This is a genomic window from Roseiflexus castenholzii DSM 13941, from assembly GCF_000017805.1.
Lineage (GTDB): Bacteria > Chloroflexota > Chloroflexia > Chloroflexales > Roseiflexaceae > Roseiflexus > Roseiflexus castenholzii.
The window spans coordinates 1015200-1033241 of sequence record NC_009767.1 but is presented as its reverse complement, the minus strand read 5'-3'; the positions used below and the strand labels follow the sequence as shown (position 1 = coordinate 1033241).

Annotated in this window: 13 protein-coding genes and 1 pseudogene; all 14 read left to right on the top strand. The window is 57.2% G+C overall.

Annotated elements, in window-relative coordinates:
- Positions 1–2: 2 nt before the first annotated feature.
- The 14 genes and pseudogenes from RCAS_RS04040 (at position 3) to RCAS_RS03980 (ending at position 17880) form a co-directional block, all read left to right on the top strand.
- On the top strand, positions 3–797 hold the full coding sequence (locus RCAS_RS04040; protein WP_012119336.1) for a class I SAM-dependent methyltransferase: 795 nt from the start codon (positions 3–5) through the stop codon (positions 795–797).
- 180 nt (positions 798–977) lie between these two features.
- Positions 978–2288, top strand: a complete 1311-nt coding sequence (locus RCAS_RS04035; protein ID WP_232280161.1) for a glycosyltransferase — start codon at positions 978–980, stop codon at positions 2286–2288.
- A gap of 156 nt (positions 2289–2444) precedes the next feature.
- Positions 2445–3929: a glycosyltransferase family 39 protein gene (locus RCAS_RS04030; protein ID WP_198135996.1), complete on the top strand. Its 1485-nt coding sequence runs from the start codon at positions 2445–2447 to the stop codon at positions 3927–3929.
- Positions 3930–3991: 62 nt separating this feature from the next.
- Complete coding sequence (locus RCAS_RS04025; RefSeq protein ID WP_012119333.1) at positions 3992–4912, top strand: hypothetical protein; 921 nt, start codon at positions 3992–3994, stop codon at positions 4910–4912.
- Between the two features lie 46 nt (positions 4913–4958).
- On the top strand, positions 4959–5996 hold the full coding sequence (locus tag RCAS_RS04020; RefSeq protein ID WP_012119332.1) for a Gfo/Idh/MocA family protein: 1038 nt from the start codon (positions 4959–4961) through the stop codon (positions 5994–5996).
- A gap of 899 nt (positions 5997–6895) precedes the next feature.
- A complete protein-coding gene (wecB, locus tag RCAS_RS04015; protein WP_012119331.1) occupies positions 6896–7966 on the top strand; it encodes a non-hydrolyzing UDP-N-acetylglucosamine 2-epimerase in 1071 nt (356 codons plus the stop codon).
- 285 nt (positions 7967–8251) lie between these two features.
- Positions 8252–8890 (top strand): acyltransferase, encoded by a 639-nt coding sequence (locus RCAS_RS04010; RefSeq protein ID WP_012119330.1) that lies wholly within the window; start codon positions 8252–8254, stop codon positions 8888–8890.
- A 331-nt stretch (positions 8891–9221) separates the two neighbouring features.
- Positions 9222–9614 (top strand): four helix bundle protein, encoded by a 393-nt coding sequence (locus tag RCAS_RS04005; RefSeq protein WP_157042536.1) that lies wholly within the window; start codon positions 9222–9224, stop codon positions 9612–9614.
- A gap of 254 nt (positions 9615–9868) precedes the next feature.
- Complete coding sequence (locus tag RCAS_RS04000; RefSeq protein WP_012119328.1) at positions 9869–11146, top strand: DegT/DnrJ/EryC1/StrS family aminotransferase; 1278 nt, start codon at positions 9869–9871, stop codon at positions 11144–11146.
- Positions 11147–11875: 729 nt separating this feature from the next.
- Positions 11876–12653 (top strand): annotated as a pseudogene (locus RCAS_RS03995) (transposase).
- A 614-nt stretch (positions 12654–13267) separates the two neighbouring features.
- Positions 13268–14017: a Uma2 family endonuclease gene (locus RCAS_RS23205; protein ID WP_012119327.1), complete on the top strand. Its 750-nt coding sequence runs from the start codon at positions 13268–13270 to the stop codon at positions 14015–14017.
- Positions 14018–14378: 361 nt separating this feature from the next.
- Positions 14379–15356 (top strand): UDP-N-acetylglucosamine 4,6-dehydratase (inverting), encoded by a 978-nt coding sequence (gene pseB / locus RCAS_RS23720; RefSeq protein WP_012119326.1) that lies wholly within the window; start codon positions 14379–14381, stop codon positions 15354–15356.
- Positions 15353–16555, top strand: a complete 1203-nt coding sequence (gene pseC, locus RCAS_RS03985; protein WP_012119325.1) for a UDP-4-amino-4,6-dideoxy-N-acetyl-beta-L-altrosamine transaminase — start codon at positions 15353–15355, stop codon at positions 16553–16555. The genes pseB and pseC overlap by 4 nt, the downstream gene beginning before the upstream one ends.
- Positions 16556–17157: 602 nt before the next feature.
- A complete protein-coding gene (locus tag RCAS_RS03980) occupies positions 17158–17880 on the top strand; it encodes a cytidylyltransferase domain-containing protein (protein WP_041330185.1) in 723 nt (240 codons plus the stop codon).
- The last annotated feature ends 162 nt before the right edge of the window (positions 17881–18042 follow it).

Genomic DNA, 18042 nt, shown 5'->3' with positions numbered 1-18042 from the left:
CCATGCCCCAACTCCTCGACTATCCCACATATGCCTGGCAGGTCTGGCGCGGCGCGCGTTCGCGCGGCGAAGCCGACCTGGATCGCTGCCGACGCGCGGATGTCGCCGGGTATGTGGATTTTTCCCGTCCGCTGACGATCCTCGACCTGGCGAATGGTCGTCTGCGCCCGCAGTACGCCATCCTGCGCGCACAGGGGCATCGGGTGGTCGGCATCGATCTGGTCAATCGTCCTGTCACATCGTGGAAAGCGCGCGCCTATGCGGTTGCGCGCGCGCTCTACGCCAAGCGGCTGCGGTTGCCGCCAGCAGTGATGCGCGCGAATGCGCTGGTGTGCGGCGATGTCGGGCGCCTGCCGTTCCCGGACGCAACCTTCGACCTGGTGACATCGGTGGCGGCATTCGAGCATTTTCTCGATGTTCCGGCAGTGGTTGCGGAGGTGGCGCGGGTGCTGAAACCCGGCGGCGTGGTCTGGGCGGCGATCCACGTCTTCACCGCCCCGTCCGGCGGGCACAACCTGAGTTTCGCCGAGGTGCCGCTGCGCCACGTGCCGCCGGGAGTCGACCCATGGGATCACTTGCGGCGGCGTCAGTTGCCGTTTTCCGTCCCGCTCAACGAGTGGCGCATTCGCGATTATCTTGCGGTGTTCGGGCGGCATTTCGAGATCATCCGCCATTACTGCCATATGCGGGAGGGCGAACATCTGCTGACGCCGGAAATCGAGGCGGAACTTACGGCGCGCGGCTACACCCGCGACGAACTGACATGCGGCGCGTATGTGATCGCGGCAAGACGCTGACCGGTTCACCCGGCTGGCGGCTCACATCGTATTAGTAGCACGCACGTCGCGGGCTGTAGCGTGGATAGCGCTGGCTACATCGGGGCGGCAAACCGAATGTTGCGGGCATCGAAGATGACTCGGCTCGCAAGAACGCGGACTATCCGGTTATCGGATGGGTTCTACCTACGGGAGGAAGCCTTGCGTATTCTGTTCATATCCTACTACTTCCCGCCCTACAACATCATCGCATCGCTGCGCGTCGGCAAAACGGCAAAGTATCTGCGTCAGTTCGGGCACGAGGTGCGGATCGTGACGGCGCGTAACCTGCCGTATCCCGCCGATCTGCCGTTTGAGGTTCCTTCTGAACACGTCATCGCCACTCCCTGGGTCGATGTCAGCATGCCTCACACGCTCGCCACCCGCCTCCGTCGCCATCGATCCGGCGTTGTGGCGCTCTTCGACAAAGCCCCCGCAGGACAGATGCAGTACACCATTGCGTTGCGCCTGCTCGACGCCTACCGTGCGCTGGTTGCGTTCCCTGACGATGCGATTGGCTGGTTCCCGTTCGGGTGGAACGCAGCACAACGCCTGCTGAAGCGGTGGCGCCCGGATGTGCTTGTCGCCAGCAGCGGACCGCCGACGTCGCTGCTGATCGCCAACGCCCTTCACCAGCAGTACAATCTGCCGTGGGTCGGCGAACTGCGTGATCTCTGGACGGACAATCACTACTATTCATATCCGATGTGGCGGCGCGTGCTGGAAACATGGCTCGAACGCCGGACGCTGCGCACAGCCGCAGGGCTGGTCACCGTCTCCGAGCCGCTGGCGCACGCTCTGCGCTTGCGCTATAACCTGCCGACAGAGGTCGTGTTGAACGGGTTCGACCCCGCCGACTATCCACCAATGCGACCGACGCGCGCCGATCCGCAGTTGACCATTGTGTACACCGGAACGATCTATCGCATCAACCAGCGCGCCGCACCGCTCTTCGCCGCGCTGCAACGCCTGGGGGCGCGCGCTGCGCGAGTGCGTGTGACAGTCTACAGCCACAGTATCAGCGGCATTGTGGCAATCCGGTCCGAAGCGCAGCAGTATGGCGTCGAACATCTGCTCGATGTCCGCGACGCCGTTCCGCACCGCGAGGCGCTGGCGCAGCAGCGCGCCGCCGATGTGCTGTTGCTCCTGTTGTGGAACGACCCGCGCGAGCGCGGCGTCTACACCGGCAAACTTTTCGAGTATCTGGGAGCGCGCCGTCCAATCCTGGGCATTGGACCCGCCGACAATGTGGCGGCTGACCTGATCCGCGAGCGGCGGGCAGGGATGGTCTCCGCCGATCCCGTTGAGATTGCCGGGCAACTCACGCGCTGGCTGGACGCGAAAGAGTGCGGCGGCATCCCGGACCTACCGGCGTCGGCGTCCGCCGGATTGTCGCGCGAGGAGCAGACGCGCCGCCTGGAGAGGTTTTTGGGTCAAGTCATCGATAGATACAACATTTCATCTGATACATAATGAGCCGAAACATCATATACCAGAATATTCGCCGTTCTCATTCGCACACCGAATAGTAAAGCAAGCTACAATATGGATCACTCAATATCTTCCATCAAAGAAAGCGAAACAACCATCGCTCAACGACGCGCGCATCGAATAGCATCCTGGAGTGCGTTGAGCATCGTACTTTTAGCGTTGAGCCTCTGGAATCTCGATGGACCAGCGATGTGGTGGGACGAGGGATGGACCCTATCGGTTGCGAGAAATTGGGCGGAGCAGGGGCACTACGGACGCCTGCGCAATGGTCAGCGAGCGCGCCCTGGTCTGGAGGCGGCTTTCACTACAACGTTGCCGGTTGGAATGATGATGCGCGCATTTGGTGTGGGTCTCTGGCAGGGACGACTCTTCGGAGCACTCTGTGCTGTGGCAGTTGTCCTGCTGTTGGCGGCGCTCGCAGCCAGATTGTATGACCGGCGCGTCGCGGTTGCGACAGTCGTTGCCGCCCTGTGTATGACCGCATTTCCGACAATCCATCCATTGCTGCTGGGACGCCGGGTGCTAGCAGAGATACCGATGCTAATGTATCTGCTGGTCGGATATCTGTTCCTATGGCGTGCGCTTGTCAATCGATGGGTCGCACTCTTCCCGGCGGCATTGTTTCTCGCGCTAGCCTGGGTGAGCAAAGCGCAACTCTCACCTTTCCTGATTGTATCGCTGACAATGTCCGCGCTAGTCGCCGCGCTGATGCGCCGATGGCGCATTGCCGCTCTTTTCACTCTCGTTGCAGGCGGAACAGTGCTTGGCGCCAGGATCCTTCAGCAATCGGTCTATCCGATTCTGATCGACGCTCAACTGCCGCCAGACCCAACAACAGGACTGATTGAAACCGTTGCCATCGTGACCGCCCCCGCTCGTCGCCTCGATGCCATCCAGAATCTCGCCATCTTTGGGCTTCCTGCTCTTTGTGGCATGCTCTGGGGGACGTGGCGACTGTGGCATGATCGCTCTGCAGCCAGCAGCGGCGCGCCGGTCTGGTATACTCGCCTGACCTTGCTCGCACTATGCGGCAGCTGGCTAGCATGGTACCTCGTGTTTTCCATCGGATGGGTGCGTTACATGGGGCCTGCCATTATTGTCGCGAGCATTTTTGTAGCTGACCTTCTAGCAAACGCTACCGATGGCTTTGCCATTCGGCATAGTCTCGTGTCGCTAATCAACCTTCTCACGTTACGCCGGTGGACACGGACGGGCGGAGCGGCGTTGTTCGGCACAGTGCTCGTACTCTGGGGAGGAACGTTGACAGCGGTAAGCGTTGCCGCCACCTATCCGGTACGCGACTATTCCGCTCAGCGCGTGGCGCAGTGGCTCAATGCGCAACCGGAAGGAACGAGGATCGAAACGTATGAGACTGAGCTTCACTTTTTGCTTGATCAACCCTATACTTTTCCGCCAGACCAGGTGCATGTTGCGTTGCTGCGACGCCTCTGGGAAATAGACGATAACGTGCTGATCGCCTATGATCCGATGGTCAACGACCCGGATTTCCTGGTAGAGGGCGGAACAAGCGTTGCCAAACTGTATGAGTCGACACTGGCAAGCGGACGATTCCGTCTCGTGCTGGAAGATGGACCTTACCGTGTATTCGAGCGAGTGCGCTAATGCACAATGGTCACGAAGCAGCAGCTAAGGCCAAACTGCACCGTTGTGTAGAGGAAGCACCGATGTCCCGCTTGCATCGGCTTGCCATTGCACTGGGGCTTGGTCTGTTGAGCGGATTGCTCACGTATGGACGACTGATCAGTGCGGATATTGTTGCTGCCGATTTTACGTGGGTCTGGCGCGGCGCGCGTCTGCTCATGTCGGGCATTGATCCTTACGCCGCCATCCAGCCCGAAAGCGCCTATCCCTACAACGATTATCTCTACTACCCACTGCTGGCGCTCCTGCTCGCACTCCCGCTGGCGCCGCTCCCCGGACCTGTTGCAGGGGCTGCATTTATGGGCATATCTTCGGGATTGCTGGCCTGGGGTGTGGTACACAACAAACCGCTCTACCACCTGCTCGTATTTGGAAGCGCCCCATATGTGTATGCAGTTCTGAGCGTCCAGTGGTCGCCGTTGATCACGGCCTCAGCCTTGCTGCCAGCTCTTGGATTTTGCCTTCTTGCCAAGCCAAATCTGGGAGTTGCTGTTGCGGCCGCATATCCGCATCCGCTACGCATTGCCCTGGCGTTCATATCTCTCGTCGTCAGTCTTCTAATCATGCCAGGATGGCCCACAGCGCTACTCGTCAATTTGCCTGCTCATTTGAACTATCTTCCGGTCTCGCTCTGGTTCGGTCCGCTGCTTGCACTAACCATCCTGTTCTGGAGAAACCGTTCTGCGCGTCTGGTCCTGATCATGGCCTGCATACCGCAGCGACTGATCTACGATCAGTTGGCGCTCTGGCTAGCGCCGCGTACCTTTCGTCAAGTTTTGGTAATGACCATCTGTAGCTGGCTTGGCGTCTTTCTCGGTCTGACGTTTGAGGATGGAACATGGGCGCTTTCGTGCATTTATCTGTCAGCGCTCGGATGTGTGGCAGTCCAGGAACGCGCGCGCGTTCTCCGTTGGGTAGAATGGTTCAGTAACATGCGGCGCTGACATTCGTAGACGTGCATGAGTTTGCACATAGCGATCAGGATGGCATATGGCAGATACCTCTCAACAATCCCGGCAAACCGCGACCCGGCGCCGGATTCCGCCGGTTGCGGTCATCGGATGCGGCTACTGGGGCAAAAACCTGGTGCGCAATTTTTACCACCTCGGCGCGCTGGCGATGGTCTGTGATTCGACCGAAGCAGGGCGCGCAGCGGCGGCGCAGATTGCGCCGGATGTGCCGGTGGTCGCCAGCCTCGATGAAGTCACCGCTGGCGCCGTGGTGATTGCGACGCCGGCCGTCACGCACTACGATCTGGCGCGCCAGGCGCTGGAGACCGGACGCGATGTGTTCGTCGAAAAGCCGCTGGCGCTGACATACGCGCAGGGAGCGCGGCTGGTGCAGATTGCGCGCGAACAACGCCGCATCCTGATGGTCGGGCATGTCCTCGAATACCATCCCGCCGTGGTGCGCCTGATCGACATGGTGCGCAGCGGCGCGTTAGGGGATATCTACTATATCTACTCCAACCGCCTGAGCCTGGGCAAGGTGCGACGCGAAGAGAACATTCTGTGGAGTTTCGCGCCGCACGACATTGCCATCATTCTGCGGCTGCTCGGCGCGATGCCGGTGCAGGTTTCAGCCGCAGGCGGCAACTATATTCAGCCAAATATCGCCGATGTCACGGTGACGAATCTGCTGTTCGACAACGGTGTGCGCGCGCACATCCACGTCTCCTGGCTGCACCCGTTCAAGGAGCAGCGCCTGGTCGTCATCGGTTCGCAGAAAATGGCAAGTTTCGATGATGTGGCAAAAGAACTCGTGCTCTACGATCAGCGCGTTGAGGTGCGTGAAGGGGAGCCGGTGCCGGTACGCGGCGCCGGTGAACGGGTTGCCTTCGATGCGACTGAACCGCTGCGTCTGGAGTGTGAAGCGTTTTTGCGCGCCGTCTTGACCCGCGAACCACCGCTGACCGACGGTGAAAGCGGGTTGCGGGTGCTGCGCGTGCTCCAGGCAGCGCAGCGCTCCCTGGTGACGAATGGCGAGCCGGTGCCGTTACTTGTGGAAACGTTGCAGGATCAAGGATAATACCAATGACCTGTGACCATCCGGCATGGTCACCCCGAGCAGCGCGAGGGGTCTGGCGCGTCTGATGGGGAATTTTCTTACAGCGCAATACAGGCAAGGGCATTGTCACCCCGAGCCGCGCGAGGGGTCTGGCGCGTCCCGCGCCGATTCCGCGCTGCGCGCGGTCAGATTCCTCGCTGCGCTCGGAATGACAAGTCGCTGCGCTCGGAATGACAAGTCGCTGCGCTCGGAATGACAAGGAAGGCGGCATCTTCAATGGACGACCATCCGGCATTCTCACCCCGAGCCGCGCGAGGGGTCTGGCGCGTCCCGCGCCGATTCCGCGCTGCGCGCGGTTAGATTCCTCGCTGCGTTTACCCTGAGCGAAGCGAAGGGCTCGGAATGACAAGTCGCTGCGCTCGGAATGACAAGGAAGGCGGTATCTTCAATGGACGACCATCCGGCATTCTCACCCCGAGCAAAGCGAGGGGTCGTGCGCGTCCCGCGCCGATTCCGCGCTGCGCGCGGTTAGATTCCTCGCTGCGTTTACCCTGAGCGAAGCGAAGGGCTCGGAATGACAAGTCGCTGCGCTCGGAATGACAAGGAAGGCGGCATCTTCAATGGACGACCATCCGGCATTGTCACCCCGAGCCGCGCGAGGGGTCGGGCGCGTCCCGCGCCGATTCCGCGCTGCGCGCGGTCAGATTCCTCGCTGCGTTTACCCTGAGCGAAGCGAAGGGCTCGGAATGACAAGGAAGGCGGCATCTTCAGTCGTCATTGGTATAATGGGGGCGCACGCTGCGCATCCGTGGGCAGGCGGCGCCGTGGAACGTGGAAGGGTGAAAGGCGGAAGGTGGGAAGGTCTTCCTGACCCCTGAGCACCAGGTCTCAGTTCTCAGTTCTCGGTTCTCGCAAAGCATATGAGCAAACCCTTGACCATCGTCACCATTGTCGGCGCGCGACCGCAGTTCATCAAGGCAGCCGCCGTGAGTCGCGTGTTGCGAGCGCGTCACCGCGAGGTGCTGGTACACACCGGGCAGCATTACGACGCCAATATGTCGGCGATCTTCTTTGACGAACTAGGCATTCCGCCGCCCGATGTCAACCTGGCGGTCGGCTCCGCCGGCCATGGCGCGCAGACCGGCGCAATGCTGGCGAAGATTGAAGAGGTATTGCTGGCGGAACACCCGGATTGGGTGTTGGTGTATGGCGACACCAACTCCACGCTGGCAGGCGCGCTGGCGGCGGCAAAATTGCGCATCCCCGTCGCCCACGTCGAAGCCGGGCTACGCAGTTTCAACCGCGCCATGCCAGAAGAGATCAACCGGGTATTGACCGATCACCTGTCCGATCTGCTCCTTTGCCCAAGCCAAACCGCTATCGATAACCTGGCGCGCGAAGGAATCACCCGCAGCGTCATACTGGTCGGCGATGTGATGGCAGACGCGCTGCGGTTGGCTGCCGAACGTGCCGACACCCCAGTTCTGGAGTCGTTCGGCGTCCAGCCAGGCGACTACGCGCTTGCAACCGTCCATCGCGCCGAAAACACCGATGACCCGCTGCGTTTGCAGGGCATTCTGATCGGTCTGACGCTGCTGGACATGCCGGTCATCTTTCCGGCGCACCCGCGCGCGCGCCGCGCAATTGCCGCGCTCGAATGGACTCCGCCTGCCCACGTGCGCCTGGTCGAACCGGTCGGTTACCTGGGCATGGTCGCCCTCATGCGCGGCGCGCGCGTTATCCTGACCGATTCAGGCGGGGTGCAGAAGGAAGCGTACTGGCTTGGCGTCCCCTGCGTGACGCTGCGCGACGAGACCGAATGGGTCGAGACAGTCGCCCATGGATGGAACACCCTGGTCGGCGCCGATCCCGAACGGATCGTAGCCGCTGCGCGCCAGCCCTATCCGACAACGCCGCACCCGCCGCTCTACGGCGATGGTCACGCCGCCGAACGGTGCGTGGCAGCGCTTGAAAAAGGGGGGGAAGGTTGAAGGTGCGAACGTCGAAGATGGTGGTGTGTAGGGGCGTTGCGGCGCAACGTCCCGCGCACGTGGGTCATTGCGGAGAGCAGGTGTGCAACGCCCGTGGGTGAGTGGCATATCGAATGTGAAGTGCCAAGGTTGAAGGTGGCGTGTTGCTGGCGGTGACGTGGCATCACACGGCGCCGATGTAGTGGCGTTCTCTGCACACTCTGCGCCTCTGTGGTTTAAGAGCAGATGCCAAAACTGCTGAAAGCCAGGCAAGGCGCATAGATGATACGTCCTGAAAGGAATGCAATGAATATCGATCGTCTATACTACGCTCACCCAACTGCCATCATCGACGAACCGTGTGAGATCGGCGCCGGCACGAAAATCTGGCACTTCTGCCATGTGATGGCAGGCGCGCGGATCGGCGCGAACTGTGTGTTGGGACAGAATGTGCTCGTTGCCGGCGGCGTCATCATCGGCAACGGTTGCAAAATCCAGAACAACGTCTCGCTCTACACCGGCGTCGAGCTGGAAGACTTCGTCTTCTGCGGTCCTTCGTGCGTCTTCACGAATGTAATCAACCCGCGCGCCGAGATCAACCGTCGCGCCGAGTTTCTGCGCACCCTGGTGCGACGCGGCGCCACAATCGGCGCAAATGCCACGATTATCTGCGGCGCAACCATTGGGCGCTACGCCTTCATCGGCGCCGGCGCCGTCGTGCGCGGCGACGTGCCGGACTACGCACTCATGCTGGGAGTTCCTGCGCGGCGCTGCGGATGGATGAGTCGCCATGGCTATCGATTGCCTGAACCAGACGCCGACGGAGTGATGGTATGCCCGGGAAGCGGTTGGCGCTACCGCCTGGTCGCTCCGGAGGCGGTGCAGTGCGAGGATTGGGGGGAGGAGGAGGCATTGAAGGTTAAAGGTGGACAGGTTGAAGGTTGAAGGTGGACAGGTTGAAGGCAGCAACGCCGCATTGCAACGTCATTCATTCGCGTGAGGCACGCGTTGCAGGTGGAAGTCGAAAAGCGGAAGATAAGGTAGGGGCACACTGCTGGGGGCACGGCAATGCGCCTGTGTGCAGGCAGTCAAGGCTGAAGGTTGAACGTCCCCGACCCTTGAGGTCTCTGCAGTTGATCAGTCTCGGCGATGAAACGTCACCAGCGGAACGAGATCTCCCCTGGAGTGGTTGGCGTTGGCTTCGACAGGCTCAGCCAACGCGAATTATCAGATTGTCAACATGTGCAACATTGTGCAATATCTGATTGATCACACGATGAGCAACGAAGCAGCAGGAAAGTCAATCTCCAGAATTGAGCGTTTTGAAGATCTGGAGGCATGGCAGCAAGCACGAAAACTTGTGAATACGGTATATAATCTTTCCGATGTTGGCGCGTTTGCACGCGATTTTACGCTGCGTGACCAGAGGCGTCGCGCTGCGGTATCTATCATGTCGAACATCGCCGAAGGCTTCGAGAGCCGAACTCAGAGCCTCTCCATTGAGCGCCTGGGAAGAGCCAAAGCCTCATACGGCGAAGTCCGTTCACAACTGTATCTGGCATATAATCGGCAGTACGTATCCGGTGAAGTCTTCGAACAGACGCTTGCCCAGGCAGAAAGCGCTAGCCGGTTGATCCACGGTTTGATCCGTTATACCAATGACCTGTGACCATCCGGCATGGTCACCTCGAGCCGCGCGAGGGGTCGTGCGCGACCCGCGCCGATTCCTCGCTGCGTTTACCCTGAGCGAAGCGAAGGGCTCGGAATGACACGCATGCGGCATCGTCAATCGTCATTGGTATTATCTGTCAAACAACAGGATCAACAAAATGCGAGAAGATGCGGTCTCCTACGCCAGCGAATATTGGAGTATCGCATACTTCGAGTCTCATGTCCGACTATCACAACCGTCAGGAGGTCACAGTGATAACCAACGAACCCAAAGCGCCGCCGGTATCGGAAAAGTCGCCGTCCAACCTTCAATCTTCAACCTTCCCACCTTCCCACCCTCGTCCCCCTGTGCCATTGCTGGATCTCAAAGCCCAATACATTGCCATCCGCGACGAGATCCGCGCTGCGATCGACCGTGTCGCCGACGCACAGATGTTCATTCTTGGTCCCGAAGTCGAAGCGTTGGAACGCGAAGTCGCCGCCTACTCCGGGTGCGCCTATGGCATCGGCGTCTCTTCCGGCACCGACGCACTGCTCGTCGCACTCATGGCAATCGACATCCAACCCGGCGATGAAGTTATCACCACGCCCTACACCTTCTTTGCCACCGCCGGTTCGATTGCCCGGCTCGGCGCTGTTCCCGTTTTTGTGGACATCGATCCATTGACCTTCAATATCGATCCGGCAGGAATCGAGGCGCGCATCACACCCCGCACACGGGTGATCATGCCGGTGCATCTCTACGGGCAAATGGCGGACATGGACCCGATCATGGAGATCGCGCAGCGTCACAACCTGATCGTCATCGAAGACGCAGCGCAAGCGATCGGATCGGAGTACAAAGGTCGGCGCGCTGGCGCCATTGGACACATGGGGTGCTTCAGTTTCTTCCCATCGAAAAATCTGGGGGGCTTCGGCGACGGCGGCATGGTCACTACGAACGACGCTGCGCTGGCGGAACGAGTTCGGCTGCTCCGGGGGCACGGCGCCCATCCGAAGTACTACCACAAACTGATCGGCGGCAACTTCCGCCTCGACGCTTTGCAGGCGGCTGTATTGCGGGTCAAGTTGAAATACCTCGATGACTGGACGGCGGGGCGGCAGCGAAATGCAGCAATCTACCGCCGCCTCTTCAGCGAGGCGGGATTGGTCACCGACCCACCAGACTGTCTGACGGACGGATGCCGCGCGCGCAGCACTGGCGCGTGCGCTCTGCCGCCAGGAAAAGTCGTGTTGCCGGTCAAGGCGCCGGAGCGCCGGCACATCTACAACCAGTTCGTCATCCGCGTCTCCCAGCGAGAAAAGGTCATGGCGACGCTCAAAGCACGCAAGATCGGTCACGAAATCTACTATCCTGTGCCACTACACCTTCAGGAGTGCTTCGCCTACCTGGGGCATCGCCCCGGCGATCTGCCGGTGAGCGAATGCGCTGCCGCCGAAACCCTGGCGCTGCCGATCTACCCGGAGTTGACCGACGAGATGTTGGAGGCGGTGGTCGATGCCGTGGCGTCGGGAGTGCGCGGAGAGTGAGGCAAGCGGCAAGTGGCGAGAAGCAGGAGGCGGAAGGAAAGCAGTTCCACCGGTCGAAGCGCCGGAACGGCGGCGCACCAACAACCAGCAGCGAGAAAAGATGATGTCTGTGCTTAAAGCGCACACGGATGCATCATCGTGCGCCTTGACCCGTCGATTCATGGCGGCTTTGTAAGTGAATTGACGCGATTTTGCAATCCCCACTCCAGTGTGTGAGCGATATAGTATACGTCGGTCACAATAGGCTTGGGAGGTTGCGAGTCAGAGGATGAATCGATATTCACACCTAAGCCTGCATTACTTTACACGTTGAGAGATGCAGTGATATCTAAAGTTTTGCAGATTTACCCAAATGAGTAGGACATCGGCGACCATACACAACGGCGCTTCACCATGATGTTGGGGTGCATCCCGAAAGTGAGTCATCCGATATGCCTGTCTCGCGCATCGGGAAGTCCAGCGCATTCTGAAGGTCTACAAGCGACATTGGAGCGGAACCGAGATCTATCATCGTGACAGAAAGCGATGCTTGGGCATAAGCAATTGTCAACTCCGCAGCAGGATGGGTCAGACTCGGAACATACATCCCGTCATGCTTTGGGTTCACACTCGCCCAATGACCATCGCAGCAATACCACAGGGCAGCAGAACTCAGAGGAACGGGGGAACGAGGCTTGAGTTTCTAGAGCCTGTTATGCACTTCGGAGATAAACGTGGTACGCTATTGGCATGACACGCAAACCCTATCCCAGTAATGTGAGCGACGAGGAGTGGTCCGTCGTCGCTCCCTCCCTGACGTTGATGACGGAAGACGCACCGCAGCGCAACCACTCGCTGCGCGAGGTGTTTAATGGGTTCCGTCGGATTACCCGCACCGGTGCATCGTGGCGCATGCTGCCGAACGATTTGCCGCCATGGCACGCCGTGGACCGGCAGCCCCGGCGTTGGCTGGCGGCCAGGGTCTTCGAGACCCTGGTCCACGATGTGCGCATACCGCTACGCGCTATCGATGGTCGTGCCCCCGCGCCGCGAGCGGTCATCGCTGATGCGCGCACCATGCCATCGACGCCGGAAGGCGGCGCGCGGGCCGGCGACGACGGCCACCAGCGACGCAAAGGCGGCAAAGTCCATCTGGCAGGCGACGCGTTGGGACAACGCCCAGGAACGCGCCCAGGTCGCCACGTTGGCGGACCAGGTGCAGGTCGTCGCTGGCGAGTCGTCGAGGTCGCGTTCGCGGACCAAGGATACACCGGCGAGCAACCGGCCGCGGACGCCCACCCGCGCGGCACGCGGCTAGAGGTTCGTCAAACTGCCGGACGCCAAACGCGGCTTCGTGCTGCTGCCGCGCCGTTGGGCGGCGGAGCGCAGCTTCGCCCGGATGGCACGCTTTCGCTGGCTGGCGCGCGACGATGAACGGTGGCCGGAAACGTTGGCGGGTTTGCATGTTCTCGCCTGTGCGATGCTGAGGCTCAAGCGGTTCATGACCGTCATAGTTGAAAGTGCATAACAGGCTCTAACCACGAAGGTCGCCAAGGGACGCAAAGGAAATGCGCTTGATGGTTCTTCCCCTTTGTACGCTTCGGGTCCTTGGTGGTTTAAGCCTTTGTGCAGTGGACTCAATATTGTCCAAATGACCGAACATTAGTATCAGGACGCCAGTAGGGGCAAGGTGCCGCCGTCCCCTGCTCGCGCGACATGCTGGCGCGCTTGAAAACGTCGCTCTTGAGAGACGAGGAATGGAAGGGAGCAGGCGGATGGTGGGATTGGCCAGATTGTCAATGATGTCGAACAAGCTTGAGAGACGAGGAATGGAAGGGAGCAGGCGGATGGCGAGAAGGGAAGCGGCGAGCGCCAGCACATCCTTGCACAGGTATGGTGAGCGGTACTATAATCGTATGGGACAAGGTCACGACAGATGCGTCTTGCGCGGCAATCGAATGAAGGAGCAACCGCTGTGCCCCGGTCAACGATCCCTGCTGCAGCGCCAGACACGCCACCTGCTGAGGACCCCTTCCGCTACGGCTAGCGCTACGGGCCGCGTCCAACTCTCGACGCCCGCACCATCTGGAACAGGTTCCGCTGACGCTGGAGGACGTCCTGCATCCCGAGGAAGGTGACCAGGTGCTGTGCAACTATGACCACCAGCGGCGCGTGCGTTATCAGGCGGACGTCTTCCTTGCCCGCGTTGCCGACCATCCTGACGCGGTCGTGCTCACCGACGTGCGCATCGCCTGGGACATGCCCAGCTTGAAGGCGCACGGATCGGATATGATGGTCATCTTCGGCTTGCAGATCATCCGCAACTGGAGCACGTTCGATGTAGCGGTGGAAGGAGTGCGTCCGACGCTGATCGTCGAGGTAACCTCGCTGGAGACGTGCGTGCTCGACCTGGAGGTGAAGATGGCGCACTATGCTTTGGCGGGTGTGCCGCTCTACGTGATTGCGGGCGCCCATGAGCAGCGCAGCGAAGCGCTGGTGCGCGCACTCGGCTACGAGCTGGCGGGTGCAACATATCGCCGACAGGTTCCGAATGAGCAGGTATGGTTGTGGCTGGAGCCGTTGCGGGTTTGGATCGGGGCAGAGGGACGTGAGGTGTATTGTTTCGACGAGCAGCGGCGGATCGGCGATTACGCTACGTTGACGACAATCGTGATCGAGTCGGAGGAGCAGGTGGCAGCGGCCTGGGCAGCAGCAAAAGCCGAGGCGCGAGCGCGCATGGAAGCCGAGGTGCGCGCCCGTGAAGAATCTGCCGTGCGGCGCGAAGCGGAACAGGCACGGCGTGAAGCCGAGGCCCGTGCCGCGCCGAAGCGCGCCTGCACGCGCTCGAGTCGGAACTGCGCCGGTTGCGCGGCGAGGGGTACAGGACCTTGACGATTGCATCGCGTCCTGCACAATTTGTGATACGAACTCTAATGTGTGTATAATGATAGCGCCGATCATGGCAGACTTTCTAGGTTTGGTCATGCGCTTCGAGGATTGGTGTGGTGTGCTATCAGCGTAGACTGTGTTCAAGCAGTGGAAGTGACGAGGGATGAGCCTTCGTCGCTTCATATCTGAAATCTTGATGCCACAAGATGCTCTACGTTACGGCTAAGTGCGGCGCGAGGTCTAAAGGTGAGCAAACATTTTACATAAGTTTATGTTGCTAAAGTCGGTTTCGTCACCTCGGTAATTCTGGTAAGCGCGAGATGCCTTATAGTATAGATGGCGGTTTAGAAGAGGAGATGCAACCATGAACTGGCATGAGGTAGTAGTACTTGTAACGGGAGGCACGGGCTCATTCGGTAAAAAGTTCGCCAAGATAATGCTAGAGGATTATCAACCTGAGAAGGTGATAATTTACAGCCGAGATGAGCTAAAGCAACATGAGATGCGAATAGCGGGGTTTGATCATCCCTCTATACGTTATTTCATCGGTGATGTACGCGATTTAGCAAGACTACGTCGTGCTATGTATGGAGTGGACATCGTGGTTCATGCGGCTGCATTGAAGCAAGTTCCAGCTTGCGAATATAATCCTATCGAGGCGGTCATGACAAACATTAACGGTGCAAGAAATGTTATTGATGCTGCCATCGATATGGGCGTAAAAAAGGTTGTGGCTATAAGTACAGATAAGGCGGTAAATCCCGTGAATCTTTATGGTGCCACCAAGCTTTGTGCTGAAAAACTGTTTATTCAAAGCAACTCCTATTCAGGCAGTACCGGAACTCGCTTCAGTTGTGTACGCTATGGTAACGTAGTTGGAAGCAGTGGTAGCGTAATCCCTCTTTTCCGAGAGCAACGGCGATCTGGTCGTATTACCGTGACTGATCCGAGAATGACACGTTTTTGGATTACATTAGATCAAGGCGTACGATTTGTTATTCGTTGCATTGAGCAAATGCATGGAGGGGAAGTGTTTGTTCCTAAGATTCCCAGTATGAACATTATGGACCTAGCAAAAGCAATAGCACCGGATTGCGTGGTGGAGTCCATCGGGATTAGGCCCGGCGAGAAACTCCACGAAGTATTAATTTCTGAAGATGAAGCACGTCATACGTTAGAACTTGAAGATATGTATGTTGTTCAGCCAAGATATCCATGGTGGCAGGTTAAGGACTGGGAAGGAGGAAAGCCACTCCCTGAGGGTTTCCGGTATGCTAGTAACACAAACAGTCAGTGGCTCTCGGTAAGTGAGCTACGAGTATTAGCAGAGGACTTAATATGATCGCAGCCTCGGAGAAGTTGGCTATCGATGGTGGCGTGCCTGTGCGCCAAAATCCATTGCCCTATGGGAAGCAATGGCTGGAAGATGATGACATTACAGCCGTCATTGAAGTCCTACGCTCTGATTGGCTGACGACTGGCCCAAAGGTGAGTGAGTTTGAGCAAGAGTTTGCCGGTTTCGTGGACTCTAAGGAAGCAGTGGCCGTAAGTAGTGGCACTGCTGCACTACACGCAGCAATGCATGCCATTGGCATCGGGCCAGGTGATGAAGTTATCGTGCCTGCTATGACCTTTGCTGCGACTGCCAACTGTGTTGTTTTCCAGGGTGGAACACCAGTCTTTGTCGATGTCGACCCTGCTACGCTGCTCATTGATCCAGTACAAGTTGAGACAAAAATTACACCGCGAACTAGAGCGGTAATTGCTGTGGATTACGCTGGACAGCCATGTGACTACGATGCGCTTCGTGATATAGCTGATCGATACAAATTGATCTTAGTAGCGGATGCCTGCCATGCCTTAGGTGGACAATATAAAGGTCGACCAGTAGGTTCGTTAGCCGACATAAGCACCTTTAGCTTTCATCCAGTCAAGCACATTACCGCTGGTGAAGGTGGAATGATTACCACGAATAATCCAGAGCTAGCAAGGCGTATGAGGACTTTCCGTAATCACGGTATTCCCATTGACCATCGCCAGCGCGAGCAACAAGGTTCGTGGTTCTACGAGATGGTAGAGTTGGGTTATAATTATCGACTATCGGACATTCAGTGTGCTCTTGGTCTAAGCCAGTTGCGGAAGCTTCCCCGTTGGTTGAATCGTAGACAAGAGATTGCTCGGCATTACGATGCGGCTTTTTACGGAGTACCTGTAGTGAGACCGCTGCACGTGCGGGCGGATGTCTCCCACGCGTACCATCTGTACGTGATCCGGCTCGATTGTCAGCAACTCCGAACAACAAGAACGGAAGTTTTCAAGGCATTGCGTGCTGAAGGAATAATGGTTAATGTTCATTACATTCCGGTGCATTTACACCCTTATTATCGGCAACGACTCGGATGCAGAGAAGGGGAATATCCAGTAGCAGAGTCGATTTACAATCAATTAATTAGCTTACCGATTTTCCCGGCTATGACAGATGAAGATGTAAAGGATGTCATCAAAGCCATGGATAAGGTAATAGCTGCATATCGAAAATAGCCTCATCAACATTCAGATATGGGGGCAAACAATGGAGTATTGCAAAAAGTACGGTATTCCTGATACTTGACCTTAAATAAGGATAAGAAGGGTGCTCTGTTTATATGTATGACCAATACATTAATATACGGAGAAGAAAATGACATATCAAAGAAAAATTTGGGAAGGTGACTTTGGCAAAGCATACACGGATCGAAACGTAATTGATTGGCGCACTCGCCTGCCTGCTTTTCGAAAAATGTTAGATGGTTTATTGGTCGAGCAAGTATGCGAAGTCGGGTGTAATCGAGGTCATAATCTAATCGCTTTAGCTGAACTTATTGGGGAGCCAAGCAACATAATTGGAGTTGAACCAAATCAGCACGCTTTGGAAATTGCGAGAGCATCTAGTGTAAAGATTGGCTGCCTTTATGGTCATGCGATGAGATCGCTATCCCTTATCACGCTCATGAAAATCTATTGTGGAAACGCAATTTTTTGAAGCACTATCAAACCCAATTTCCCGACTTGAATCTAATCCGTAGTGGGTATTGGGGTCCTGAAGATGGCTTTGACAGGGCACATTGGTGGCTGCTAGAGAAGTCTGCTAGATTCCGGAAGATATGAGAATTGTTGCAATTGTTCAGGCACGTACGGGAAGTACCCGGTTGCCAAGGAAGGTCTTGATAGAACTGTGTGGTGAACCCATGCTGAAGAGGGTTGTCAATCGCACGGCAAGATCGGCGATATTGCATGATGTGATCGTAGCCACGACGATAGAGCAAGAAGATGAAACTATTGTGGAACTTTGCAAAAAACATGGTTGGCCTTGTTTTTGTGGAAGTATTAATGATGTCCTGGATCGTTACTACAAAGCAGCCAGAGATTATCGAGTTGATGTTATAGTACGTATTACGTCCGATTGTCCATTGATTGACCCTTGCATTATAGACTTGGTTATATCGAAGTTCTTAGAAAAAAACCCGTTAGATTACGCAAGTAATACCGTGCAAAGAAGTTTTCCACGCGGCCTTGATGTAGAAGTGGTGAGTTTTGAAGCACTAGAACGCGCTTGGCACGAAGACTGCAATCCTCTGTGGCGAGAGCATGTGACGCCTTATATTTATCTTCATCCAGAGAAATTTGCGCTTACAGCTGTAGTGAATAATAAAGATTATTCGTATATGCGCTGGACCGTTGACACACCTGAGGATTTAGATTTTGTGCGCCGTGTTTATGATCACTTTGGACACGATAATTTCTCTTGGAAAGAAGTGCTTGCAGTATTGGATGAGCATCAAGATTGGTTGGCGATCAACAGTCATATTCAGCAAAAAGTGATCTAAGTGAGGACTTGTATCGCTCTCTGACCATACATGCTAATACCCAACTTGTACACAATGATTACTTCTTGATGCCAGGGTTATCCCGGATTACAGCCAGATTGATACTATCGACACTTGGAGATTAACAGACCCACACATAGTAGTGCTGAGAAAATCTAGTGC